Annotated in this window: 26 protein-coding genes and 1 pseudogene; 14 read left to right on the top strand and 13 right to left on the bottom strand. The window is 55.9% G+C overall.

Annotated features, from left to right (window positions below; all coding sequences use genetic code 11):
- The first annotated feature begins 49 nt into the window (after positions 1-49).
- Complete coding sequence (locus tag Q0526_RS05105) at positions 50-1,684, top strand: recombinase family protein (RefSeq protein ID WP_298731379.1); 1,635 nt, start codon at positions 50-52, stop codon at positions 1,682-1,684.
- A gap of 36 nt (positions 1,685-1,720) precedes the next feature.
- Here Q0526_RS05105 and Q0526_RS05100 read toward each other — a convergent pair whose 3' ends face one another.
- Both Q0526_RS05100 and Q0526_RS05095 read right to left on the bottom strand, forming a co-directional pair.
- Positions 1,721-2,839 carry an FUSC family protein gene (locus Q0526_RS05100; protein ID WP_298731377.1) on the bottom strand — a complete coding sequence of 373 codons (1,119 nt, stop codon included), beginning with the start codon at positions 2,837-2,839 and terminating at the stop codon, positions 1,721-1,723.
- Positions 2,772-3,218, bottom strand: a complete 447-nt coding sequence (locus tag Q0526_RS05095) for a helix-turn-helix domain-containing protein (protein WP_298731376.1) — start codon at positions 3,216-3,218, stop codon at positions 2,772-2,774. Before Q0526_RS05095 ends, Q0526_RS05100 begins: the two co-directional genes overlap by 68 nt.
- A gap of 255 nt (positions 3,219-3,473) precedes the next feature.
- Between Q0526_RS05095 and Q0526_RS05090 the strand changes: the two genes are divergently transcribed.
- Both Q0526_RS05090 and Q0526_RS05085 read left to right on the top strand, forming a co-directional pair.
- Positions 3,474-4,643, top strand: a complete 1,170-nt coding sequence (locus Q0526_RS05090; RefSeq protein WP_298731375.1) for an aldo/keto reductase — start codon at positions 3,474-3,476, stop codon at positions 4,641-4,643.
- Positions 4,644-4,746: 103 nt separating this feature from the next.
- Entirely contained in the window at positions 4,747-4,887 is a 141-nt protein-coding gene (locus Q0526_RS05085; protein ID WP_298731374.1) for a hypothetical protein, read from the top strand.
- Between the two features lie 58 nt (positions 4,888-4,945).
- Here Q0526_RS05085 and Q0526_RS05080 read toward each other — a convergent pair whose 3' ends face one another.
- From Q0526_RS05080 to Q0526_RS05070, 3 genes are read right to left on the bottom strand one after another with little or no spacing between them, the layout of a single operon-like run.
- The gene (locus tag Q0526_RS05080) at positions 4,946-5,623 is read right to left on the bottom strand and encodes an alpha/beta hydrolase-fold protein (protein WP_298731373.1); all 678 of its coding nucleotides are present in this window, start codon (positions 5,621-5,623) and stop codon (positions 4,946-4,948) included.
- Between the two features lie 23 nt (positions 5,624-5,646).
- A complete protein-coding gene (locus Q0526_RS05075; RefSeq protein ID WP_298731372.1) occupies positions 5,647-6,183 on the bottom strand; it encodes a GDSL-type esterase/lipase family protein in 537 nt (178 codons plus the stop codon).
- 6 nt (positions 6,184-6,189) lie between these two features.
- On the bottom strand, positions 6,190-6,540 hold the full coding sequence (locus Q0526_RS05070) for a DUF2200 domain-containing protein (RefSeq protein ID WP_298731371.1): 351 nt from the start codon (positions 6,538-6,540) through the stop codon (positions 6,190-6,192).
- Positions 6,541-6,687: 147 nt separating this feature from the next.
- Between Q0526_RS05070 and Q0526_RS05065 the strand changes: the two are divergent.
- Together Q0526_RS05065 and Q0526_RS05060 are read left to right on the top strand one after the other, a co-directional pair.
- A pseudogene (locus Q0526_RS05065) lies at positions 6,688-7,170 on the top strand (O-acetyl-ADP-ribose deacetylase); the annotation flags it as partial.
- Positions 7,171-7,286: 116 nt separating this feature from the next.
- A complete protein-coding gene (locus tag Q0526_RS05060) occupies positions 7,287-7,889 on the top strand; it encodes a helix-turn-helix transcriptional regulator (protein ID WP_298731378.1) in 603 nt (200 codons plus the stop codon).
- A 267-nt stretch (positions 7,890-8,156) separates the two neighbouring features.
- Here the strand turns inward: Q0526_RS05060 and Q0526_RS05055 are convergent, their stop codons facing one another.
- From Q0526_RS05055 to Q0526_RS05030, 6 genes are all read right to left on the bottom strand, one after another.
- Positions 8,157-8,675, bottom strand: coding sequence for a hypothetical protein (locus Q0526_RS05055; RefSeq protein WP_298731369.1), 519 nt, complete (start codon positions 8,673-8,675; stop codon positions 8,157-8,159).
- On the bottom strand, positions 8,675-9,133 hold the full coding sequence (locus Q0526_RS05050) for a metallophosphoesterase family protein (RefSeq protein ID WP_298731368.1): 459 nt from the start codon (positions 9,131-9,133) through the stop codon (positions 8,675-8,677). The genes Q0526_RS05055 and Q0526_RS05050 overlap by 1 nt, the downstream gene beginning before the upstream one ends.
- Positions 9,130-9,597 carry a flavodoxin family protein gene (locus Q0526_RS05045; protein WP_298731367.1) on the bottom strand — a complete coding sequence of 156 codons (468 nt, stop codon included), beginning with the start codon at positions 9,595-9,597 and terminating at the stop codon, positions 9,130-9,132. The genes Q0526_RS05050 and Q0526_RS05045 overlap by 4 nt, the downstream gene beginning before the upstream one ends.
- Positions 9,594-10,310: an SDR family oxidoreductase gene (locus tag Q0526_RS05040; RefSeq protein WP_298731366.1), complete on the bottom strand. Its 717-nt coding sequence runs from the start codon at positions 10,308-10,310 to the stop codon at positions 9,594-9,596. The genes Q0526_RS05045 and Q0526_RS05040 overlap by 4 nt, the downstream gene beginning before the upstream one ends.
- A gap of 91 nt (positions 10,311-10,401) precedes the next feature.
- Entirely contained in the window at positions 10,402-10,812 is a 411-nt protein-coding gene (locus Q0526_RS05035) for a peptide deformylase (protein ID WP_298731365.1), read from the bottom strand.
- A gap of 185 nt (positions 10,813-10,997) precedes the next feature.
- Positions 10,998-11,696, bottom strand: coding sequence for a uracil-DNA glycosylase (locus tag Q0526_RS05030; RefSeq protein WP_298731364.1), 699 nt, complete (start codon positions 11,694-11,696; stop codon positions 10,998-11,000).
- A 139-nt stretch (positions 11,697-11,835) separates the two neighbouring features.
- Between Q0526_RS05030 and Q0526_RS05025 the strand changes: the two genes are divergently transcribed.
- Both Q0526_RS05025 and Q0526_RS05020 read left to right on the top strand, forming a co-directional pair.
- On the top strand, positions 11,836-12,978 hold the full coding sequence (locus Q0526_RS05025; RefSeq protein WP_298731363.1) for a hypothetical protein: 1,143 nt from the start codon (positions 11,836-11,838) through the stop codon (positions 12,976-12,978).
- A 63-nt stretch (positions 12,979-13,041) separates the two neighbouring features.
- Positions 13,042-13,908 carry a YitT family protein gene (locus tag Q0526_RS05020; protein ID WP_298731362.1) on the top strand — a complete coding sequence of 289 codons (867 nt, stop codon included), beginning with the start codon at positions 13,042-13,044 and terminating at the stop codon, positions 13,906-13,908.
- A 42-nt stretch (positions 13,909-13,950) separates the two neighbouring features.
- Here Q0526_RS05020 and Q0526_RS05015 read toward each other — a convergent pair whose 3' ends face one another.
- Complete coding sequence (locus tag Q0526_RS05015) at positions 13,951-15,561, bottom strand: ABC transporter ATP-binding protein (RefSeq protein ID WP_298731361.1); 1,611 nt, start codon at positions 15,559-15,561, stop codon at positions 13,951-13,953.
- A gap of 292 nt (positions 15,562-15,853) precedes the next feature.
- On the bottom strand, positions 15,854-16,513 hold the full coding sequence (epsC, locus tag Q0526_RS05010; RefSeq protein ID WP_298731360.1) for a serine O-acetyltransferase EpsC: 660 nt from the start codon (positions 16,511-16,513) through the stop codon (positions 15,854-15,856).
- Positions 16,514-16,905: 392 nt separating this feature from the next.
- Here epsC and Q0526_RS05005 point away from each other — a divergent pair, with 392 nt between their 5' ends.
- From Q0526_RS05005 to Q0526_RS04975, 7 genes are all read left to right on the top strand, one after another.
- Positions 16,906-18,096, top strand: coding sequence for a dihydroorotase (locus tag Q0526_RS05005; RefSeq protein ID WP_298731359.1), 1,191 nt, complete (start codon positions 16,906-16,908; stop codon positions 18,094-18,096).
- Between the two features lie 27 nt (positions 18,097-18,123).
- The gene (gene pyrF / locus Q0526_RS05000) at positions 18,124-18,984 is read left to right on the top strand and encodes an orotidine-5'-phosphate decarboxylase (RefSeq protein WP_298731358.1); all 861 of its coding nucleotides are present in this window, start codon (positions 18,124-18,126) and stop codon (positions 18,982-18,984) included.
- Positions 18,965-19,735: a dihydroorotate dehydrogenase electron transfer subunit gene (locus Q0526_RS04995; protein ID WP_298731357.1), complete on the top strand. Its 771-nt coding sequence runs from the start codon at positions 18,965-18,967 to the stop codon at positions 19,733-19,735. Before pyrF ends, Q0526_RS04995 begins: the two co-directional genes overlap by 20 nt.
- Positions 19,735-20,643 (top strand): dihydroorotate dehydrogenase, encoded by a 909-nt coding sequence (locus tag Q0526_RS04990; RefSeq protein WP_298731356.1) that lies wholly within the window; start codon positions 19,735-19,737, stop codon positions 20,641-20,643. The genes Q0526_RS04995 and Q0526_RS04990 overlap by 1 nt, the downstream gene beginning before the upstream one ends.
- 83 nt (positions 20,644-20,726) lie before the next feature.
- Positions 20,727-21,323: an orotate phosphoribosyltransferase gene (pyrE, locus tag Q0526_RS04985; RefSeq protein ID WP_298731355.1), complete on the top strand. Its 597-nt coding sequence runs from the start codon at positions 20,727-20,729 to the stop codon at positions 21,321-21,323.
- Between the two features lie 22 nt (positions 21,324-21,345).
- The gene (locus Q0526_RS04980; RefSeq protein WP_298731354.1) at positions 21,346-22,476 is read left to right on the top strand and encodes a carbamoyl phosphate synthase small subunit; all 1,131 of its coding nucleotides are present in this window, start codon (positions 21,346-21,348) and stop codon (positions 22,474-22,476) included.
- On the top strand, positions 22,469-22,753 hold a 285-nt coding region (locus tag Q0526_RS04975; protein WP_298731353.1), incomplete at its 3' end, for a hypothetical protein. The genes Q0526_RS04980 and Q0526_RS04975, both read left to right, overlap by 8 nt.

The raw sequence follows: 22,753 nt of genomic DNA, 5'->3' as shown, positions 1-22,753 counted from the left end.
TCCCGGCAGGTACTTTGTCGGTAGGTACTAACTTCCATGAGTAAACAAACTGGGGGTCTCCAAATGCCGCTTCGCCCGCAATACGGTGGATACACTGTCCTATACCCGGAAGCTGAGCAAGCTGGGAGTGGAAGTCTACTTCGCCTCTGACAACATCTGGACGATGGACAACGACGGAGAACTGTGGCTTACCATCATGGCCACGATGGCCCAGGAGGAAAGCCGCAAGATCAGCGAACGGGTGCGGGCAGGCATCCAGATGAGCCGGGAAAAGGGTGTGCTGTACGGCAATGGCAACATTCTGGGCTACGACCTGGACAAGATCCACAAGACCTACATCATCAACGAGGAACAGGCCGAAACGGTGCGGATGATCTTTGAACAGTACGCCACTGGCGACGGGCTGGGAAAGGTGGCCAAAGCCCTGATTGCGAAAGGCCGCAAGGACGGCGGTGGCCGCCTGAAATGGGATTCCAGCAAGATCACCCGTATCCTGCGCAATCCCACCTACATGGGCTACTGCGTCTACAACCGCACCCAGACCACTGACCTGCTGGAACACAGCCGGAAGAAGAACAACGACGAGGAAACCTACATCCTGAAAAAGGGAAACTTCACCCCCATCATCGACGAGGAACTCTGGCACCGGTGCAACGACATCCGCCGAAGCCGCCAGCGGAACCTGCTGGACGAGAACGGCAAGCCCCGCAAGTACGGCGGAACCGTCGCCAAGAACGTCTGGGTCACCAAGCTGGTGTGCCACTGCGGTTCCAAGCTGCGGCGGTATCTGTGGAACACCAAGAGGGACGGTACGCAGGTCTATGGCTTTGAGTGCTACCGCCACAAGAGGCAATCCGCCCTGTATCTGAAGAAGCACGGCCTGCCCGAGGGCGTCTGTGAACTGAAAGCCTTCCCGGAATGGAAACTGGAACTGATGGCTTTGAAAATCTTTGAGACCGTGTGGAGCAACCGTCGGGAGGCAGTGCTGGAAGCCTGCCGGATGCTCAACGCCTGCTATCGGGAGGAAAGCGCCGATCCGGCCAAGCTGAAAGCGCTGGACAAGCGGATGGACGCCCTGAACCAACGGCTGGATAACCTGATCATGATGAAGGCATCCAACCAGATCACCCTGAGCCAGTTTGTAGAGCAGAGCAACGAGATCGGCGTCCAGCAGCAGCGGGTCAACAAGGAAAAAGCGGAGCTGCTGGCCAAGCAGGGGGACCACAAGGCGCTGGACATGGACGCAATTGAGGCCAGCCTCTGCGAAGCGGTGGATTTCACCGACGGTATGGTGAGCGAGTGGTTCATCCAGAACTTTGTCCGCCGCATCACACCCATCGACGACACGCGGTTCGCCTGGGTGTTGGATTTGGCGCCCGAACCCCAGACGCTGGTCTGTGAGGTCAACGGGCGGAAGGAATATCCGCGCATTACACTGGAAAGCAATTTATACCGGGGGGCCTGGCCGCCCCCCGGGGCTTCCCGCCCAAACTTTCTGATCAACAGGAACGGTCGGCTGAATGGGGACATTTCGGCGGCGGGATTGGCGCAGGACAGGCTGCAATCAAAAGGCTTTATAGGGATAGGAACTACCCTGAGCACATTGGCAATGAGAAAAATCTCCCCAACCATTTTCCAAGTAGGAACGGTTAGGGAGATTTTCTGTTGCATGCGGCATCCCTAGGGGAAAATGCCAAAGTATAGGCATGCTAAAAACCAATTACTTGGTCTGTGGCTCAGGCAGAAAACGACTTGCCACCAGATGATGAAAAATCGCTGCAAACACGAGACCAAATGTTACGCCTAAAACTGTATCGGCAATTCGCAGGACCACAGCGCTCTGAAGTCCGTAGATTCCGGCCCCCAACATTAGGGCACCTAGGCAATTCATGGCGGTTTTATAGCGGTAATCGATGCAAAAACCCAGACACAGACCGCCCAACGGTCCTAACAGTGGGTGCATGGATTCCGGCAGTATCGAATACAGAACAAAAAATAGGCAGGACCCTGCAACCGCACCGATAATCCGCTGCCAAAAGCGGGGAAGAGTGTTGTTGGAGTAGGGATATTCCGACAAGAGGGAAGCGCAGGCAAAACCCATCCACATAAATCGTTCTACGCCAAAAACCTGCCCGGCAGTCAGAACTAGACTTACTCCCAGCGCCATACGTAGTTGCCATAAGCAGACTGGTTTGGACAAATCAAACTTTTGCACCACATGGCGGAAGCGAATCTCTTTGTGTTGGTGGCGGTGTTTGGCGAACAAAATCGCACCGCAGAGTATATATCCAGTCAAGGCCAAAAGGCCGCGCCGGATCAGTGCTTCCCCCGCGACAGGATTGCCGGTGAGATAGATGTATGCGAAACTGTATAAACCACCGTTGCCCATTTCGGGCCGCTGCGTGGTAATAGCAAGAAGAGAAAAAAAGCAAACGAAGTGCAGAGGAATTAAAAAGAGCGGGGGCAGTATAGCGGCAGCGCTGGGCCCCAGCACCAGAATCGCCAGCGCTGCCGCCAGCGTCAAGAGCGAATCTCCAATACAGTACTCGAAATTGACAAAGCGGATTCCCAATAGGATACAGAACAGTGCTACGGCCAATGGGGTGTTTTCGGCGCCAAACACACGGGACAGAAAGCTTATGAATATAATGGCAAAGGCCACAATCAGCACGGAACGTATCGCAATGGCAGTCCAATAATAGGCCTCGTCCTGCTTTGTGCTACAAGCAGAGATTTTCCGCTTGAGTATGGCAGGGTCCATCTGTAATGCGTCATAAAATTTCATTTTCATGTTTTTTTCCCTTTCCCGGTTCGATATGTGCAGCAAGTTTATCTGCATAATACATAAACATCTCGAAATCCTTTCCGGAACTTCGCCACAAATCGTAAAAGGGCTGCAAAATATTTTCGTATCCTTTTCGCAATTCCGCAAGGCCTGTTTCGGTAAGAAACAGCTGATAGCTGCGTTCATCGGCAGCATTCCGCTGTTTGGAGATACAGTTTTTTTCGTAAAGCGTTTTTAGGCAGCGGCTAACCGCTTCTTTTTTCATACCGCTGCCCTGACTGAGCAGGATGGGGGTGTTTTGCTCAGGCTGTAGATAAAGATGCGCCAAAAGCTCACATTCGCTGACGGTCAGCATCGATTTATGTTCTGGCAACAGAGCGCGCATGATTTTTTGCATCTGCTGCTGGTAGTGAATCATATCCGTCCACTCCATAAAAATCTCCTTTGCATATGATTAACGTTGTTAATCATATGCCTTGGGACGCCGTTTGTCAATAGTGGCAAGATGATTTCTTGTTGGATTCTTTGTGGTAGAAAAAGGCACAAGCTTCCGGCATAGAACCAGAGCGTGTGCTGCATTGTTTTTTCCGTAGGCGCTGATTATAATAGAAACAGAAAAGCCGTTCCGATGGTTTCTTTGATGCCAAACTGAGCGGCAGTGAATTAGTGTTTACAGGAGAAATGCGAAATGCAATATCGCAGCGATAAAACCGATACCAATTTGTCCGTTCTGGGATATGGATGTATGCGATTCCCCAAAAAAGGCGGAAAAATAGATTTGGACGCCACTACCGAGCAGATCGGAGAAGCGGTCAAACTGGGGGTGAACTATTTTGACACCGCCTATGTCTACGGCGGCAGCGAGGCGGCGCTGGGCGAAGCGCTGCGCCGTTTAAAGTGCCGAGATCAGGTTTATATAGCAGATAAACTTCCCCAATATCTCATCAAATCTAAGGCGGGCATGGAGCGCTGTTTTCAGGAACAACTGTCCCGTTTGGGTACGGACCACATTGACTTTTACCTGATGCACATGCTCACCGATCTGGCCGCTTGGCAGAAATTGTGCGGTCTGGGGATCCGGGAATGGATCGAGGAGAAGAAATGCACCGGGGCGATTGGCCGCATCGGATTTTCGTTCCATGGGGATACAGCAGCCTTTTTGGAATTGCTCAACGCCTATGACTGGGATTTTTGTCAGATTCAGTACAACTATCTGGATGAGCACACGCAAGCAGGACGTAAAGGGCTGGAAGCCTCTGCGGCTCAGGGGATTCCGGTCATCATTATGGAGCCGCTGCGCGGCGGGCGACTAATCACAGGGCTATCTGCCGAGGCAGAAAAGCGAGTGGGAGAGAGCGGCCGCACCGCAGCAGGGTGGGGCTTGCGATGGTTGTGGGACCAGCCGGGTGTCACGGTGGTGCTATCCGGCATGAACAGTCTGGAAATGATTCAGGACAATGCCGCGCAGGCAGACGAAGCCTATCCCGGCTGTATGACGCCGGAAGAACATGCCTTTGTAGCGGAACTGCGGGCAGATCTGCAAGCCTCCATGCGGGTGGGGTGTACCGGTTGTGGGTACTGCCAACCCTGTCCGGCGGGGGTGGATATTCCGGGGGTATTTGCCAGCTATAATCGCGCGGCTACCGAGGGCAACCATGCCAAGATGCAATACCTGCTTACTACGGGCCTGCGGCGCAAGGGGACTGGTGCCAGCCAGTGCGTTGGCTGTGGGCAATGTGAGCGGCATTGCCCGCAGCACCTGCCGATTCGCAGCCTGCTGAAAGACGCTGCCAAAGAATTGGAAGGCCCTCTGTACAAAACGGCCCGTTTGGGGGTAAAAGTCCTTAAACTGTGGTAAGACGGCACGTGCCGTCTCCGGTGAAGGGGGCACGCTGCCCTCTCAGTTCCGGTAGCAACAGGTCCTGTTAAGGGGGCGAAGATCTACCGCCGAAAGAGTTGCTATGGCAATGTCCATGGTTAAGGCCATCGTTTCTAAAAAAGAAAGAGAACAGCCCGCCGACAGAAAACTCGGCGGGCTGTTTTGTGTGTTTCCCAAGCAAGAATGTTTCTACAAGAAAGGCAAAGAAGGACGATATGATTGATCAAAATTGGAATAGAACGAGAGAAAGACAATGCTTTGGCACTGTGCGGCTGGGGCGATTAGGGGTGAGCTGATAACCAACGAATGCCGGCAGCGGTGCGCTCGGCAGCATGGCTGTAATGATTGCCGGGATGCATCTGAAACGTTGTACAGATGCCGTGACTTTGGTAATAACGCTGGATGTTTTGGGTGTTTTCTTGCACGGTTTGTAAAACCGGGTTACGGGTTTTGCATTCCTTATCGCCCAAAGAAAAATACAGACAATCTGGCGGGCGTTTTACGTTATGGGTAAAAAGATATTCTTGGAGCCCGGGAAACCAGAGTGAACCAGACATACTGGCAAACCGGGAAAATGCATCGGTTTGGTACATGGCATAGAGGGCGAACAAACCGGCCAAAGAGTAGCCGGCCAAACCGCGCCAGCAAGGCGGTCCGGGCAGTTCTGCTTCCACGGCAGGCAAAATGGTGTGGGTCAGCAGGTGCAGATAGGCATCGGCACCGCCGGTGCAGGGCGGCGCTTTTTTGAAGAGCGGGGGAGCGTCCCAAGGGACCATATCATGGTTCCAGTCCAGATCAGTCACGGAAACCAAAGAAAAGGAAGTCGATTGATTCTGACACAGTTCCCGCCAAATCTGCTGCCCCTCCTCGGCAAAAGTATTCAAATACACGATGGGGGCGCCCGGTTGTTCACAGGGATAGACGGATACGGTTTTTCCCTCTATTGTAAATGTGCGCATTGCTGTATTCGCCTCGCTTCACGCTATGGATGCAATACCGTCAGCAGCCCCTGCGCAAAGGCATGATGCCCCTGCTCGGTAAAGTGGACGCCGTCATAAGTCAAAGAAATGTCCCACGCGCCGGCGTCAGCAAACCGGATGCCCAAGGACTGCGCCAACTCGCAATACAGTTCGGCCAAGGTGTGGGAGGCACCCACCAAAGCGGTCGTGGGCACCCATTCACCCCGTGCCATGGGCGGAGGCGCCACCAAAAGAAGTTTGTCCCGCGGCAATGTCAAGCCCAGCAAAAAGCGCTCCATCTTTGCGGCAGCCGTCGCAGGGGAGGCGCCCAGCAGCAAGTCGTTGGTGCCCAGCATCACGATCAGCAGATCGGTATCCGTTGGCAGCAGAACCGGTGCGGGGGGAATGGCGCGACCATTTTCGCCCTGATTGCAGACCTCCCAGCCGGTCTTGGCGGCAAGAAGATCCACCCACCGGTTCTCTTTGGGGTAGCGGTCCCCCCAATAAGACCGGGGATCATACCCGTAGGTGTTGGAATCACCGAGGCAAAGGACCTTCATGCCGTTTCACTTCCTCAAAATTTTGTCCATGGATTTTCCTTTGGCCAATTCATCCACCAGCTTGTCCAGATACCGGATCTCCTGCATCAACGGATCTTCGATGGTTTCCACCTTTACGCCGCAAATGCTGCCTTTGATGAGGCGGCGATTCTCGTTCAAACAGGGGGCGTCGTTAAAAAAGTCGCCGTAGGCAAGGTCACTCTCCAAAAAGCGGTCCAGATCCGCGGCAGAATAGCCGGTCAGCCACTGGGTCACCTCGTACACCTCTGCCTTGGTACGGCCTTTGCGCTCCGCTTTGGCAATCAACAGCGGAAAAACTTTGGCAAACTTCATGGCAAAAATAGCTTGGTTTTCCATACAGTGCCTCCTGAGGGGGTGTTTATGCCTATTATAACACAGAACTCCCTGCGGTGAAAATAAATATGGGGAAGGGGATGGCTTTTTAAATTGCCAGCAGCGTTTCTTCGTGTTATGATGAAAATAACCACGCGAGGAGGTGTTTCTATGTCCTTTCAAATTGTCCAAAACGACATTACCACGATGAAAGTGGATGCGATTGTCAATGCTGCCAACGAGAGCTTGCTGGGCGGTGGCGGTGTAGACGGCGCTATCCACCGAGCGGCCGGACCACAGTTGCTGGCAGAATGCCGCACCTTGGGCGGGTGCCGTACAGGGCAAGCCAAAATCACCAAGGGATATCGGCTGCCGGCCCGGTATGTGATTCACACGGTAGGGCCGGTCTGGCGAGGCGGTGGTCATGGGGAACAAGCGCTGCTGGTTTCTGCCTATCGTACCTCGTTGGAACTGGCGGCCGCCCATAATTGTCGGACGGTGGCCTTCCCGCTGATATCTTCCGGGGTGTACGGCTACCCGAAAGAGCAGGCGCTGCAAGTAGCGGTGGATACCATTCTCACCTTTTTGCAAGGCCATGACCTCACGGTATATCTGGTGGTTTTTGATCGGGAAACTTGCGCCATTGCGCAACAGCGGTTTGCCCAGATGATAGCCTGTGACGGCGAAGAAACTGGGAACGGCAACCGATAGTTGCCAAGCAGTTGGTAGACGCAGGCACACCGTTTGGAGTACCATGATGGTGTGAGGTGATGGAAATGACCCTTGGAGCCAGATTGAAACAATACCGGATGGGGAGAAGACTCTCCCAAGAGAAGGTGGCAGAGCGATTGGGCGTCAGCCGACAAGCGGTGACAAAGTGGGAAAACGACCAGACGATGCCGTCTGCAGAAAATCTGCTGGCGCTGGCATCTCTCTATGAAGTGCCAATGGAAGAATTGGTGGGAAACTATCTCCACCAACGGAAGGATCGGACGATTTTGCGCACCAACCTAACCATATTGGCGATTCTTTGGCAGGCGGCGACTTTGAATGTTTGCATCTATATGACGCCGGACGCGTTTCCGATGTCGCTGGGCGGTCTTCTACTGTTCAAATGGATTCCGTTGGCAGCCAGTACGCTTTGGATGGCACACCGTCTGCACGACGAAAAAAATCCGAAACAATATTGGAAGAATGTCAAAATCGAATCTCTGTATTGCGCGCTTCAATTTGCAATCTCAGTGGCTGCATATTACAGCGGCTTTCGCATGGTGGGAACGGCAGCGCTGTTGGTTGTGTGCCTGCTCTACCTTTACGTGATCAATCCCCAATACATGAACCGAACGTTGGTTAAGCCCAAACAAAAACCATAGAACCGCCCGTATAGGCAGTTTTATGCAGTTTGAGGGGCCAGCGCTGCGGCTTGTACCCAAAATGCCCGTCCGGGAGACATAAGGTCCCGGACGGGCATTGGTATATTGACAGCGGTAAAGGGGACGTAAAGATTCGGCAGGAAGCGCTCTCTCCGCCACGGAGAGCAAAACGCTGTACCGGGGGAGGAAACCCGCACTCGCCGCTTTTCAGAACGGTTACTGCAACGTTATGCTGTCCGGCAAAGCCATTGACCGTACAGTGCGGCGTTAGGGCGTTTCTCCATCGAAAGGAAGGGTGGCCGTTATTCGTTCCAGTGCGGTACCTAACCCGGTAAACCCTACGCAGCGGCTGGGTTGGGTGTTGACGGCGTGCTCCAGCAAGGGCTGGCGCTGGGTGGTGCAGTCCAGAAAGGTACTGTGTGCCAGTACATCGTCCCACGCCCGGTTAAGGAAAGCAACTTCCCGGCGGCCATGGGTACGGGTCAAAAAGACAGTGCCGGCTTTTTGCAGGTAATTCTCTACCTGAAGTGGGGCGTAACCGGCAGCGGTCAGGCTCTCCAGCAGACTTTCCCGAAATAGCTCCGGGAGGTTGTCCCATTGAAAGGGCGCTACGTCATAGCGTATAAGGGTATACCGACTGTGGCAATGGACCGCCAGTAAGCAGCTTCGCCCCTGAAGCGCAATCCGATGCAGGTCCCAGCAAAACCGTCGATCCGGTTCTACACCGTAGGGCGGCGGCGTCTTTTTCAAAAACCGCTGCAACGGAAATGTCAGTCCCAGTTCCATCACGGCACCTCATGGGGGATGGTGATTTTTTCCACGGTGATCTTGCCGTCTGCCACCTCCGCCATCATCATGGTGATCTCCTGATGGAAGCGGCGAGGGCCGCAGGAACCGGGGTTCAGCCAAAGCCGACCATCCCGTTCCTCCTGCGAATACTTGTGGGAATGCCCGAACAAAACTACATCCACACCGCTCAAGTCGGCAGGGACCTCCTTTTTGTTGTGGACGAGGAAGAAGGTGACGCCGCCCAAAGTGACGGTAAGATCATGGGGGAGCGCGGCAGCCCATTCTTTGTCATTGTTGCCCCGTACGATATACAAGGGGGCATATTGCCGCAGTGTTTCCACGATTTCGGGACGATTGATGTCGCCGCCGTGCAGAATGGCATCGGCGGATTGTAGATATTCCACCACCGCGGGGCGCAGCAAGCCATGGGTATCGGAGAGAAGGGCTAGTCTCATGGTTGGGTGCCCTCCTGCCGGCGGCTGCACAGTTGACGATAGAATTGCCGGGCCTTTTCCAGATCTTGGGCATCGGGGTGTCCTTTGGCAATGCCGCCAACCATCTGGAACGGTCCGAAGGTATCGTATCCCTTACAACTGAATTCGCCCAGCACGGGGCAGCCTTTTTCCTGCGCGAGCGTAACCATTGCCTTGGCGCCGGTGCCTTTCGCGCCGCCGTAGGTGTACACGAAAAAGACAGGTTTGCCGGCAGGCAGATATTGCTGGGCAAAGTCCACCACCACCTTGTGAAACGCAAACCCATAAATGCCGGAGGCAAAACCAAGACAGTCGTAGTCCTCCAACCGGACGGCTTGGCGGGTGGTCACGTCGATCAAGTCGACGCTGCCCTCTTGCGCCATGGCATCCAGCACTTTCCGGGTGTTTCCATGATGACGGGAATAATAGCAGATTGCGGTTTTCATTCAGCAGTACCTCCTTGTAGGGTCCAGCCAAAGTCATTGTGGTAGATCATCTGGCGGGTCATACCGCCGTCGATACAGATGTTTTCGCCGGTGATAAACCCGGCTTTGTCCGAACAGAGAAAGAGTACCATGTGGGCAATGTCCATGGGATTCCCCACGCGGCCTACCGGTTGCTGTACGGCGTCGGGGCCTTCATAGACGGTGTCACTGGTGTCGATCCACCCGGGCGAGATCGAGTTTACCCGTGCTTTGCCGGCCAAACTCACCGCCAGACCGTGGGTTAAGGCCGAAATGCCGCCTTTAGCGGCGGTGTAGCTCTCGGTCTGCGGCTGGCTCATGCGGTCCCGAGAAGAAGAAATGTTGACGATGGAAGCGCCGGGGGCCAAATAGGGCGCAAACAATTTGGTCAGATAGAAGGGGGCCGTGACCCCCACTCGCAAGGCATAGTTGAACTCCTCATAACTGCATTGGTCAATCCCTTTCATCAGGGGAAGGGCGTTGTTGATCAGGTAATCCAGATGGCCATACTGGGCAAGAACTTTGTGGGCAAAGTCTTCCAACACAGCCTGTTCGGCCAGATCACCTACATAATAATCGTTGGGGAGCCGGTCAATGACACAGACATGGGCTCCCTCTTCGCGAAATTCCTCGGCAATGGTTTTCCCGATGCCTTTGGCACCGCCGGTTACCACGACCACCTTATCTGTAAACATAAGAACTCCTCTCTTCGCTAGGAACTTTATACGGTGCCGCCCAAAAGCGTATGGAACAGCGTCCGGCATTACAGGAAAACCCGTGGCCTTCTTAGATGAGGATTCCCTCACAGTGATCGATCTCGTGTTGGATGATCTCGGCAGTCCAGCCGGTAAAGTTTTTGATTCGCTGCTGGAATTTTTCGTTTTGCCACTTTACCTTGATGGTTTTCCATCGCTTGGTAGGCCGGACGCCGGTCAACGAAAGGCAACCTTCCTCGGTTTCGTAAGGGCCGGTTTTGCGCAAAATTTCGGGATTGAACATGACCATATATTCCCCTTCGTTGTCAAAGGCGATGATCCGCTTGTTGACGCCGATCATGTTGGCAGCCATCCCCACACAGCCGTCTTTGTGGTAGGTCAGGGTTTCCAACAGATCCGCTGCGACCGGCAGATCTTCCGGGGTGGCAGGTTCAGCTTTTTGTGCCAGAAAAATAACATCCTTACAGATTTCACGAATCATAACGAATCTCCTTGTTATAGTAGGGGCCGGGAAAGGCGGCAACCGCGCGGACATCCCGCCGCCTGTGGACCAGAGGGAAGACCGCCGGCGCCAACGCGGTGGTCGGTATATATTATAAAAGGTAAGCGAGCCGGAACGATTCTTGCGGGGGCCTCATGGGCTGTCCCCTGATGGTGCTTTCCAGTTCATTGCCACGCGATCGGTGCCTCACCATGGGCCTGCAAAAAGGCATTGACCTTCCCAAAGGGGGCGGAACCGAAAAATCCCCGGTAGGCGGAAAGGGGGCTGGGGTGGGCGGATTCCAACACCAGCACCGGCCGCTGCTGGGCGGCGGCCTGAAAGAGTGGCGCATACTTTTGGGCGGGTTTGCCCCAAAGAATTGCCGCCAGCGGCGTTTGGCCATGGGCGGTCAGGTAGTCCAATGCGGCGCGGGTAAAGGTTTCCCAGCCATGTCCCGCGTGGGAGAATGCTGCACCCCGTTCTACGGTCAACACAGTGTTCAGCAGCAAAACCCCCTGTTGGGCCCAGAAGGTCAAATCGTTGTGGCGGTGCGGGACCGGCCCCCATTCCGCATCCAGTTCCTTAAAAATGTTTTTAAGGCTGGGCGGGGTTTTGCAGTCGTCCGGTACCGAGAAGGAAAGGCCCATCGCCTGACCGGGTTCGTGGTAGGGGTCCTGTCCCAGAATCACGACCCGGACTTTTTCCAGCGGGCAGGCGCGGAAGGCGGCGAAGATATTTTGGGCGGCAGGGTATATGGTATGGGATACAGCGGCCTGTGTTACAAAGGCATCCAATTCGGCAAAGTAAGGCTTGGCAGCTTCCGCCTGCCAGAAAAGGGCCCAGTCGCTGTAAGAAAGTTGGTCCAGTTGTTCACGCAGCAGCATAGAGATCTTTTCCTTCCTAGAATTTTCACCAGTATAACACAGGGGGATGGGACTTGCAATGTGCGATCAAACGCGGTATAATACCATTTATGTTGCGGCATTGTGCCGCAGGAGAGTTTATTAAAGGGGAGCATTCTCTATGCGTTCGATCAAAACCAAACTGTTGAGCCTTGGCGTGGCAGCGGCCATGCTGTTGGCTTTGGCGGGCTGCAATATTTCCACGCCGTCCAGCGTGGGCACCATCGGTGGGGTGGACATCCCGGCGGGTGTATATCTGTTGGCTCAGTATAATGCGTACAATACGGCATCGGGGCTGGCTGACCTTGCCACTGGAGAAACGGCCAACGATGTAAAGGCGGTTCTCAAAGCAGAGTGTACCGGTACCATCGGGGACGAGGAAGTTACGGCTACCGGCGCAGAATATGTGGAAAAGCTGACGCTGCGGGCTATCGAGTACTATGCTGCGGTGGAAGCCAAGTTTGCGGAACTGGGCGCTACGCTGGAAGACGCCGCCACTTCGGAAGTGGCCAGCAGCGTGGATAGCATGTGGGAATCCAACGGCGAACTGTACGAGGCCAACGGCATCGGCAAGAGCAGTCTGGAAGCCTACCTGCTCAACGCGCAGAAAGCCAGCACGATCATGAACCTGCTCTATGGCCCGGATGGCTCCACTCCGGTTACCGAGGCTGAGTACACGGATTTCCTGAACAATTCTTGCTATTATATCGAGAGCGTTCAGATCCCGCTGGTAGATTACAGCACGTACACCATGGCAGATGACGACCAGAAGACAAAGATTCTGGAGATTGCCGCCCAGTGTGAAGCGGAGCTGAAAGAAAACGCTTCCGGCGAAACCAGCGATATGACGGTGCTGTATACGGCGGCTTCGGAATATGTACCGCAGGCGATGGAAACGTTGGGCGCTACGATGGAGAATGCTTCGGAGGCGATCTACTACGCCGGCGCGCAGCTCTACACCCCCGACGATCTGGCCGGCTACGGCACGGATGAATACAACAACTTGACCGATCCTCTGGATGAAGCGGGTATGAACCAGTGGACGACCATCGATCTGGGTACGACCATCTTGGTGGCTCGCCGGGTCGATCCGCTGAAGAGCTACACGGTGGAGCAGTTGACCAGTATGTATGACCTGCTGACCGCACTGAAGAGCGATGAGCTGCAGGATCAATTCTATGCAGACGGCGCAGCCATGGAGCATGCGTTGGATGAAGGCGCGATGAAAACTTACAGCGCCTCCAAAATTAAAAAGAACGTCTAAGAATATCTTGGCCGGGAGCATCATGGTGTGCCCCGGCCTTTTTGTTTTTCAGGGAGGAATTTTATGACCAAAAACAAGACAGTCAACCTGTTGTTGGAAGTACTGGGGTGCTTTATATCGGCGGCGGGAATTTATAGCTTTGCGGTGGCTGCCGAAGTACCTGTCACAGGTGTGGCCGGTATTTGCGCCATCCTGTACCGTTTGTTTGGCCTGCCCATGGGCTTAAGCAACGTGATCATCAACATCCCCATCATCATTTTCAGCTATAAACTGCTGGGCCGGTCCTTTCTGCTGCGCAGCCTGCGCTGCATGATCCTGTTTGCGGTCTTTACCGACTACCTGCTGCCGGTGCTGCCCATCTACACCGGGGACCGGCTGCTGGCGACCATTTGCGGCGGCGTGGTGGGCGGCATTGGGGATGCGCTGATCTACATGCAGAACTCCAGCACCGGCGGTCTGGACTTCATCACCATGGCCATCAAAGCCAAGCATCCCCACCTGCCGTTTGGCAACCTGACCTTTGGGGCGGCTTTGGCGGTGATTCTGCTGAACGGCGCGGTCTTTCAGGATGTAGACTCCATCATCTACGGCTTGCTGTTTAACTTTATCGTGGCAGCGGTCATCAACAAGATGATGTTCGGTTTCTCCTCCTCCATGTTGGCGCTCATTGTGACAGACGACGGCAAGGCGGCCTGCGGGGAAATTGACCGGGTCGCGGACCGGGGCTCCACCATTTTGCAGGGGCGCGGCGGATATGCCGGACGGCCCAAAGATGTGGTGCTTTGCGCTTGCTCCAACAAACAACTGTATGAGATCGAACAGGCTATGCGAGAGCTGGACCCGGGGTGCTTTATTATCATGCTGCAATCCAATGAGGTGCAGGGTGAGGGATTCCGACGATTGGAACTGGGCAAAAACGACGAAGCATAAAAAAGAAGAGCGGGCCTCCCTTTTGGGGGAGACCCGCTCGCTTTATTTTACGATGCCTCGCGCCATGTCGCGGAACAAGCCCGGTACGGCTTCCAATTCTTGAAAGGTTCCTCGCTGTACGATAGCGCCTTGCTCCATTACAAGGATTTCGTCACAGTTTTGCAGTGTGGAAAGGCGGTGGGCAATGGAGAGCACGGTGGTACCGCATTCTTCTTTCAACCGCTCGATCTCTCGCTGGATGAGCTTCTCCGAGGTGTTGTCCAGAGCAGAAGTGGCCTCGTCGAGAATCAGCACGCGGGGCTTGCGCAAAAAGATTCGTGCCAACGCGATGCGCTGCCGCTGTCCGCCGGATAGGTTGGCACCACCTTCCGATAACAGAAAATCGTAGCCGCCCGGCCAAGTTTCAATGTCGGCGGCAATGTTGGCTTTTTGGGCAGCCAGACGAACTTCTTCCAGCGGGACAGGCTCCGTCAGACCGTAGCAGATGTTGTGGTAGACGGTGTCGGCAATCAAGAAGGGCGTCTGGGGTACAAGGGCTATGTTGTCGGCCAGTACCTGACGGGAAAGACCCGCCAGCGAAGCACCGCCCAGCACAATAGAACCTTGTGCCGGTTCCAGTTTGTCGATGACCTTGATAAGGGTGGACTTGCCGCAGCCGCTGGGGCCTGCAACGCCGATGAAGGTGCCGCCGCGGATGGACAAAGTGATGTCTTTCAGAATCCATGTATCCGGTTTTTCGGGATAGCTGAAGCGCACATGCTGCAGTTGAATATCGTTGCCGGTGGGAAGCGCCGAGGAAAGGGCGGGCATTGGCTGGTAAGAAAAATCCAGCGGCAGCTCCAACAGTTGGAAGTAATCGTCAGCCAGCACCACGCACTCGGAAAACTCATCTAGGATGCGGTGCAGTTCCCGCAGCGGTCCCGTCAACTGGGTAAAGCAGAGGTAGGCTGTCAGTACGGTGCCGATGGTGATGACCTGCTGGGAGGCCAACAACACCGAAATACCGATGACCAGCACGCTGAAAAAGGCTTCATTCACAAACTTGAGGCAATCGTAGAAAGCCATAGCTTTGTGGTGGCGCATCTCCTTTTTGCGCAGATGCTCGGACTGCCCTTCGATGCGGGTGCTCTCGGCGTGGGCGCTGTTCAAGGCACGGATGGTTTCAATACCGCCCAACAGTTCCACCATGGTGCCGTCCATTTCGGCCTTGGTTTCCATCAGCTCCACGCGGATCCCCTTTTGGGTGCTGATTTGCCGGAACACGATGAAGGTGCCCACCGGAATGACCAAGATGACCAGACAGGCTACCGGAAAGGGAAGCTGCCAAAAGATGGTAACGATGGCGGCCAAGCCGGTGGAAACTGCCGGGGCAAAGTCCATGAAGAGCAGCTTGATCAATTTGACAGTGCCCTCCAGACTGCGGTTGAGCCGACCATGGATGTTGCCGGTCATGTGGCCGCGAAAATAGGAGAGCGGAGCTTGCAGCAGAGAGTTTGCGGCCTGCTGTCGGGCGTTCTTTTCGGCTTGGGTCGCAGCGTCCTCCACGATCAGGCGGCGAACCACCTTGATGATCTCGTTTACCACATTGACCAGCAGGATGGCCAACAGAATCGGCAGCACCGATTGGAAGGTGGCGGTTTGCGCTGCCAGCACATGATCAGTCAGGTACCCACAGCCAGCGGTGTCAGTTGGCTCAGCACCGCCGAGATGCCTAAGATGGCCAGCACAATAAAAACTCCAGCTTTTGCTTTTGGGGGAGCAGCGCAAAGATCTTTTTCCAGACCTTGCGGGATTCTTGGTTGGTATGCATGGTAGGCAGGACCCTTTCCGCGAATACATCGCCGCGATATTGCCTTCATTCTATCATACTTTCTACGGCAAGAAAACCAGTATAATAAAATGAAGCAAACAAAAAAGCACAGCGGAGAAACCGCTGTGCTGTCGCTTATTGTGGGGAACGGGGTTTGTCCGGCGGATATTCGCCTTGCAGCTTGGCTTCCATCCGGCTGAGCCGGGCTTCCAGTTCCGAGATACGCTGGTTGGTGATGTCGGGCAGAGCCTGCTGGTCCAAGTCATCTGCCGGACAGCACTTGATATTACCCACCCGGACGACTTCGGCCGGTACGCCTACGGCGGTGGCGTTGGCGGGCAGGTTTTTCAGCACCACGCTGCCGGCACCCACGCGGACGTTGTCCCCAATGTAGACCGGACCCAGCACTTTGGCGCCGGCGCCCACCAGCACATTGTCCCCCAAAGTGGGGTGACGCTTGCCGGTATCCTTGCCGGTGCCGCCCAGCGTAACGCCGTGATAGATGGTGCAGTTGTCGCCGATCTCGGTGGTTTCGCCAAAGACGATGCCCATGCCGTGGTCGATGAACAGCTTGTGGCCAATCTTGGCACCGGGGTGGATTTCGATGCCGGTGAAATGACGGGAAAGCTGGCTGATCAACCGGGCGACAAAAAAGCACTTTTTCTGGTACAGAAAATGAGCAATGCGGTGGGTGACCAGAACATGAAAACCGGGATATAGAATAATGACTTCCAGCACGTTGCGCGCTGCCGGGTCCTTATCACGAATGTTTTTGGCGTCTTCCCAAAGCCCCATAATGATTCCCTCTCTACTTTTGTTTTACACCCTACTTTTATAAAATAGATAGTAACACACTTTTTTGTAAAAGGCAACGCCCGCCATTGTGGAGGCTTTTTTGTCAAAATGTCCAAAAGTTGACGCAAAAATCCATAAAATCCCTCGCTTGCGAAACCACCGCGCCGCATTGACAGGGGCGCCGCGGCATGGTACAATAAGTAAAATCTGTGTAAGGGAGAGGTGCGCCACATGATGAGCTGTTGGACCAGCTTGAAAATGTACGGTGGGGTGTTCTTTCCCGGCACCGCACAGGGTATCGTTTTTTGACTTTTCCCTTTTGGGGAAAAGTTTTTTTTTGCCCGCACGTCGAAAAACGTCGGGTTGTGGAAAGAAAAACAGGAGGTCTTGCCATGCTGATCCGCCATGCGAAAGACAGCACTGGAAAACCCATTGAACTGTGGCTGCGCGACGGCAAAATTGCTGCCGTCGGACAGGGGCTGCTGGTCCCCGAAGGGGAGGAAGTGCTGGATGCCAAGGGCCGCACGGTGCTGCCCGCCTTCATCGACACCCATTGCCATTGGCGCACACCGGGGCTTGAATACAAAGAGGATATCGCCACCGGGTCTGCGGCGGCTGCCGCAGGTGGGTACACCTTCGTGAACCTGATGCCCAACACCAAGCCGGTCTGCTCTTCGGCAGAGATCGCCCATGCGGTGGAAGAAGAAGCTCGCCGTATCGGCCTGTGTGATGCCAACCAGACGGTTTCCATCACCCAGAACTTCGACGGCAAAACCATCGATCATCTGGCTGTCTTGCCCGAAGACGTCAAATTCATCACCGAAGATGGCCATGGCGTTATGAACAACGCGGTGATGGCCCGGGTCTTTGCACTGGCCACCGAGCGGGGACTCACCGTGATGTCCCATGCCGAGGACAGTGACATCAGCCCGTGGGACTACCGTCTGGCCGAAAACATCGAGACGGTACGCAACTGCCATCTGGCCGAGTACTACGGCACCCGGCTGCATATGTGCCATGTTTCCACTAAGGAAGCGGTGGACGCCATCCGCTCTAGCCGGATGCGGGGCGCCCGGGTCAGTTGCGAAGTGACACCCCATCATCTCTGGTTTGACGACAGCCGCCTGCAATACCGGGTCAATCCGCCCATCCGCAAGGCGGATGATGTGACGGCTCTCATCGAGGCCATCAAGGATGGTACCGTGACCTGCATCGGTACCGACCATGCGCCCCATACCGACGAGGAAAAAGCGAAGGGCGCTGCCGGCATGGTGGGGTTGGAAACGGCCTTCGGCGTCTGCTACACCAAACTCTGCCGGGAACAGTGCCTGCCGCTGGAACTGCTCAGCTTCCTGATGAGCGCCGGCCCGGCCGCTGTGATGGGGCTGGCAGACCGCAAGGGACTGCTGGAACCCGGCTATGACGCGGACGTGGTGCTGGTGGATTTGGACCATATGTATCAGGTCAGTGCGGCTGAGCTGCACAGCAAGAGCAAGAACTGCCCCTACGACGGCGCGTATCTGTTCGGCAAAGTGGTCACCACCATCAAGGGTGGCAAGGTGACCTTTCAGATTGAGGAATAACAACGAGAAAAGAACGGGGGAACCATCATGACCAATATGGATAAACTGTACGAGAGCGTAGCTGCCAACGGCCCGGTCTGTGTCGGTCTGGATACCGAGATCAGCTATCTGCCCACCATCGATTCTGCCAAAACCGCGGGAGAGAATGTGACGGATTTCAACCGCGCCCTGATCGAAGCGACCAAAGGTGTGGCGGGCTGCTACAAAGTACAGATCGCCTACTATGAGTCGCTGGGGCTGGACGGCATGCGTGCTTATGCCGAAACGCTGAAGATGGCCCGGGCCACCGGTTTGCCGGTCATTGCCGATATCAAGCGCGGCGACATTGCTAAGACCGCTGAGATGTATGCCAAGGCGCACTTTACCGGCGACTTTGAGGCAGACATCATCACGCTGGCTCCCTATATGGGTCTGGACTCCATCAGCCCCTATCTGCCGTACTGCAAGGAACAGGGCAAGGGTGTCTTTGTGCTTTGCCGTACTTCCAACCCCGGCGCCAAAGATTTTGAGTACCAGAAACTGGCCGACGGCCGTCACATCTACGATCTGGTGGGCGACAGCCTGACCGAACTGGGCAAGGATTACATGGGTGAGCACGGCTATTCCAGCATCGGTCTGGTCATCGGTGGTACCCATACCGAAGAGGCTACCGCCATCCGCGCAGCCTACAAGAACACCTTCTTCCTGATCCCCGGGTATGGTGCGCAGGGCGGCAAAGCCGCAGACATCGCCCAGTACTTGAGCAAGGGCAACGGCGGCGTGGTCAATTCCAGCCGCGGCATCCTGTTGGCCTACAAGAAGCAGCCCGGCGTGGCTTTCGACGAGGCCGCCTATAATGAATGTGTGCGTATGCGGGAGGATATTCAGGGTGAATGCAATAAGCTGTAAGATCCAAGTGTTGGCGCAGGAAGCCCTTGCGCCGGACATCCGCCGTCTGGTGGTGCAGTGGCAGGACCCCAGCCACGAACCTCACGCCGGTCAATTCTATATGCTGCGTGCTTGGGCGCCCGACGCCACGCCGATTCTTTCCCGGCCCATCAGCGTCCATGATTTCGACAACCAGACGGGGGCACTGACCTTTCTGTATCAGGTCAAGGGGGAGGGAACCCAGAAACTGGCGGCCCTCCAGCCCGGTCAGACGCTGACAGTCACCGGCCCCTGCGGCAATGGGTTTGCTACCGATGCTTTGGCCCAGCAGTACAAGAACATCGCGGTGGTAGGCGGCGGCATCGGCACGGCGCCGCTGCTGCTGCTCTGCAAGCAGCTTTGCCGCGCCGGGGTACGCCCCGACTTGTATGTGGGCTTCCGGGATGAACCTTACGGCATGGAAGCCTTTGTGCCTTGGTGCCATACCATCCATCTGGCCACCGATTCCGGCGCCCATGGCCACCACGGTCTGGTCACCGACCTGCTGGATGCGGCCAATTACGATGTGGTGCTCACCTGCGGACCGATGGTTATGATGCGCGGCGTGGCCAAGCTCTGCGTCGCAGCGGGCAAACCTTGCCTTGCCAGTCTGGAAAAGAAGATGGCCTGTGGTTTGGGCGCCTGTCTGGGCTGCACCTGCCATACGAAGGTAGGCCCCCGCACGGTCTGTAAGGATGGCCCTGTATTCCAAGCCGAGGAGGTGTTTGACTGATGGCGGACCTGCATGTGGATTTTCTCGGTAAGCGTTTGGCCGGTCCGGTCATTGCCGCTTCCGGTACTTTCGGCTTCGGCCCGGAATACGCCGACATCGAGGACCTGCGCCTGTTGGGCGGCATCTCCGGTAAGGGTCTGACATTGAACGGTCAGCCCGGCAATGAGGGAGAACGCCTCTACGAAACGCCTTCCGGGCTGATGAACTCTATTGGTTTGCAGAACCCCGGCGTACAGCATTTCATCGACCATGAGCTGCCGGCCATGCGCCGCTGCGGCACCACCGTCTGGGCCAATCTGGGCGGCCATACCATCGAAGAAAATGTCGAGGGTGTGGAGATGCTCTGTGCTGCCGGCATCGATATTCTGGAGCTGAACATCAGTTGCCCCAACGTAAAGCAAGGCGGTCTTGCCTTCGGCATCCGCGCGCAGGACGCCAGCGAGGTGGTCAGTGCGGTACGCAAAGTCTGCACGGTGCCGCTGGTAGTCAAACTCAGCCCGCAGGCCGAGAGTATCCCCGAGATGTGCAAGGCGGTGGAAGCTGCCGGCGCCGATGGCATCAGCCTGTGCAATACCTTCCAAGCCTGCGCCATCGATCTGGAAAAACGCCGCCCGGTGTTCAACAACACCTTCGCGGGCCTGTCCGGTCCGGCGGTACGCCCCATTGCTCTGCGGATGGTCTGGCAGGCGGTGGGCGCTGTCAACATCCCGGTGGTGGGCCTCGGCGGTATCCTGACCGGCCGGGACGCGCTGGAATTTATCATGGCCGGTGCAGCAGCGGTGCAGGTCGGTACAGCCAACTTCTTGGATCCGCAAGCCTGTGTGCGCATCACTGCCGAGATCGGTCAGTGGATGGATGCCCACGGTGTTAAGACGCTGGATGAGATCCGCGGCTGTGCACGAGGTTGATTTGAATTTTTATGCGTTATTCTTGCAATAATATGCAATTTATGCTACTATAAACTGAGTGATTCTATTAGGAGGAAAGTATCATGGCGAGAGAAGCAATCGAAGTTTTGAAGGAATGTGAAGCCTTTTTGGAAGGACATTTTCTGCTGTCGTCGGGCCGGCATTCCGGTGCCTACTGCCAGATGGCGTTCCTGCAGCAGTATCCTGACAAGTGCGCGGAAGTCATGGCGCCTGTGGCCGAAAAGCTGAAGGCGCTGGACGTAGACGTCGTAGTCGGTCCCGCCATGGGCGGCATCGTTTATGCCTATGAGCTGGGCCGCCAGATGGGTAAGCGTGCCATCTTCACCGAGCGGGTGGACAATGTGATGACCCTCAAACGGTTTAAAATCAATCCCGGTGAGCGCTGCATCATTGCCGAGGACGTGGTGACCACCGGTGTGTCCAGCCTCGAGACCAAGCGCGTCATCGAGGAAGCAGGCGGCGTCTGCTTGGGCATTGCCTGCGTGGTGGACCGCACCCGCGCCGAAGCGCCGTCCCCGATTCCCATTGTGGCCAGCGCTCTCAAGCTGGATCTGCCCAACTACGCGCCGGAGGAGTGCCCCATCTGCAAGGAGGGCAAACTGCCGCTGGTCCATCTGGGCAGCCGTAAGATGAAAGAAGCAGCCAAACAGACTCTTTAATAGAATGCAGGGAGTTTAGAATATGCAGGCATATCTGATACTGGCAAACGGCCGGGTGTTCCCCGGGCAGAGCATTGGCTGCCCCGGCACTACCATCGGCGAAGTGGTGTTTGCCACCGGTATGGTCGGCTTTGAAGAAACGCTGACCGACCCGAGCTACTATGGGCAGATCATCACCCAGACCTATCCGCTCATCGGCAACTATGGCATGAACCATGAGGATGTAGAGAGCACCAAGATCTGGGCTCGGGGCTACATTGTGCGGGAAGCATGCAAAACCCCGTCCAACTTCCGCAGCGAGCAGACGCTGGACGCCTTCCTGAAACAGTATGGGATCATCGGCATCGAGGGCATCGATACCCGCAGCCTGACCCGTACCCTGCGGGAGAGCGGTGTTATGAACGGTGCCATCACCACCGAGTTTGACCCTGCTGCGGAACCCGAGAAGGTGGCAGAACTGCTGCCCCAGATTCAGGCCTATGCGGTGACCGAAGCCGTCAAGACCGTGACCTGCCGCGAGGCCAAAACCTACGAACCTACCGTGGAAGGCGCTTGGGAAGGCGCGCCGCTGCATGTGGCGCTGCTGGATCTGGGCTGCAAGAACAACATTGTGCGCTGCCTGCAAAAGCGGGGCTGCCGGGTAACGGTTTTGCCCGGCACCACAACGGCAGCCGAGTTGGCTGCCCTGAACCCCGACGGGCTGATGCTCTCCAACGGTCCCGGAGACCCGGCAGAAAATGTGGAGATTATCAAGAACATTGGCGAGATGCTGGATTCCGGCATTCCGGCTTTCGGCATCTGTCTGGGCCATCAGCTCACGGCCTTGGCGGCAGGCGCCAAGACCATCAAGCTGAAGTACGGCCATCGCGGTGCTAACCAGCCGGTCAGCCATTACAGCGGCAAGCGGACCTTTATCACCAGCCAGAACCATGGCTACGCGGTGGAAGGGGAGACCCTGTCCGCCGAGGTGGGCCGCGTAAGCTACCGTAATGCCAACGACGGCACCTGCGAAGGTGTGGATTATTTCCGCTGGAATTGCTTTACCGTGCAGTTCCACCCCGAAGCCAACGGTGGCCCCAAGGACACCGAATTCCTGTTTGACGAGTTTGTCAGCCGTATGCTGGCGGCGAAAGGAGTAAACAACGATGCCTAAAGACCCCAGTATCAAAAAGGTGCTGGTCATTGGTTCCGGCCCCATTATCATCGGACAGGCGGCAGAGTTTGACTATTCCGGCACGCAGGCTTGCCGCGCCCTCAAGTCCGAGGGTGTGGAGACGGTGCTGGTCAACTCCAACCCCGCCACCATCATGACCGACCCTGACATTGCCGATCATGTCTATATCGAACCGCTGACCGCAGAAGTGGTGGAGCGGATTATCGAGAAGGAAAAGCCCGACGCCATCCTGCCCAACCTGGGCGGCCAGATGGGC

It is taken from the genome of uncultured Subdoligranulum sp. (assembly GCF_937890665.1).
This window is presented reverse-complemented; position numbering and strand designations above follow the sequence as displayed.

Excerpts from the sequence above, each read along its gene's own strand:
- Q0526_RS05035 (WP_298731365.1), bottom strand. The coding sequence starts at position 10,812 with ATGATTCGTGAAATCTGTAAGGATGTTATTTTTCTGGCACAAAAAGCT.
- Q0526_RS05075 (WP_298731372.1), bottom strand. The coding sequence starts at position 6,183 with ATGAAGGTCCTTTGCCTCGGTGATTCCAACACCTACGGGTATGATCCC.
- pyrE (WP_298731355.1), top strand. The coding sequence starts at position 20,727 with ATGGCGAGAGAAGCAATCGAAGTTTTGAAGGAATGTGAAGCCTTTTTG.
- Q0526_RS05030 (WP_298731364.1), bottom strand. The coding sequence starts at position 11,696 with ATGCTGCTGCGTGAACAACTGGACCAACTTTCTTACAGCGACTGGGCC.
- pyrF (WP_298731358.1), top strand. The coding sequence starts at position 18,124 with ATGACCAATATGGATAAACTGTACGAGAGCGTAGCTGCCAACGGCCCG.
- Q0526_RS05005 (WP_298731359.1), top strand. The coding sequence starts at position 16,906 with ATGCTGATCCGCCATGCGAAAGACAGCACTGGAAAACCCATTGAACTG.
- Q0526_RS05060 (WP_298731378.1), top strand. The coding sequence starts at position 7,287 with ATGGAAATGACCCTTGGAGCCAGATTGAAACAATACCGGATGGGGAGA.
- Q0526_RS05085 (WP_298731374.1), top strand. The coding sequence starts at position 4,747 with ATGGCAATGTCCATGGTTAAGGCCATCGTTTCTAAAAAAGAAAGAGAA.
- Q0526_RS04980 (WP_298731354.1), top strand. The coding sequence starts at position 21,346 with ATGCAGGCATATCTGATACTGGCAAACGGCCGGGTGTTCCCCGGGCAG.
- Q0526_RS05020 (WP_298731362.1), top strand. The coding sequence starts at position 13,042 with ATGACCAAAAACAAGACAGTCAACCTGTTGTTGGAAGTACTGGGGTGC.
- Q0526_RS05040 (WP_298731366.1), bottom strand. The coding sequence starts at position 10,310 with ATGTTTACAGATAAGGTGGTCGTGGTAACCGGCGGTGCCAAAGGCATC.
- Q0526_RS05025 (WP_298731363.1), top strand. The coding sequence starts at position 11,836 with ATGCGTTCGATCAAAACCAAACTGTTGAGCCTTGGCGTGGCAGCGGCC.
- epsC (WP_298731360.1), bottom strand. The coding sequence starts at position 16,513 with ATGGGGCTTTGGGAAGACGCCAAAAACATTCGTGATAAGGACCCGGCA.
- Q0526_RS05090 (WP_298731375.1), top strand. The coding sequence starts at position 3,474 with ATGCAATATCGCAGCGATAAAACCGATACCAATTTGTCCGTTCTGGGA.
- Q0526_RS05080 (WP_298731373.1), bottom strand. The coding sequence starts at position 5,623 with ATGCGCACATTTACAATAGAGGGAAAAACCGTATCCGTCTATCCCTGT.
- Q0526_RS05050 (WP_298731368.1), bottom strand. The coding sequence starts at position 9,133 with ATGAGACTAGCCCTTCTCTCCGATACCCATGGCTTGCTGCGCCCCGCG.
- Q0526_RS05045 (WP_298731367.1), bottom strand. The coding sequence starts at position 9,597 with ATGAAAACCGCAATCTGCTATTATTCCCGTCATCATGGAAACACCCGG.
- Q0526_RS04990 (WP_298731356.1), top strand. The coding sequence starts at position 19,735 with ATGGCGGACCTGCATGTGGATTTTCTCGGTAAGCGTTTGGCCGGTCCG.
- Q0526_RS05070 (WP_298731371.1), bottom strand. The coding sequence starts at position 6,540 with ATGGAAAACCAAGCTATTTTTGCCATGAAGTTTGCCAAAGTTTTTCCG.
- Q0526_RS05055 (WP_298731369.1), bottom strand. The coding sequence starts at position 8,675 with ATGGAACTGGGACTGACATTTCCGTTGCAGCGGTTTTTGAAAAAGACG.
- Q0526_RS05095 (WP_298731376.1), bottom strand. The coding sequence starts at position 3,218 with ATGGAGTGGACGGATATGATTCACTACCAGCAGCAGATGCAAAAAATC.
- Q0526_RS05100 (WP_298731377.1), bottom strand. The coding sequence starts at position 2,839 with ATGCAGATAAACTTGCTGCACATATCGAACCGGGAAAGGGAAAAAAAC.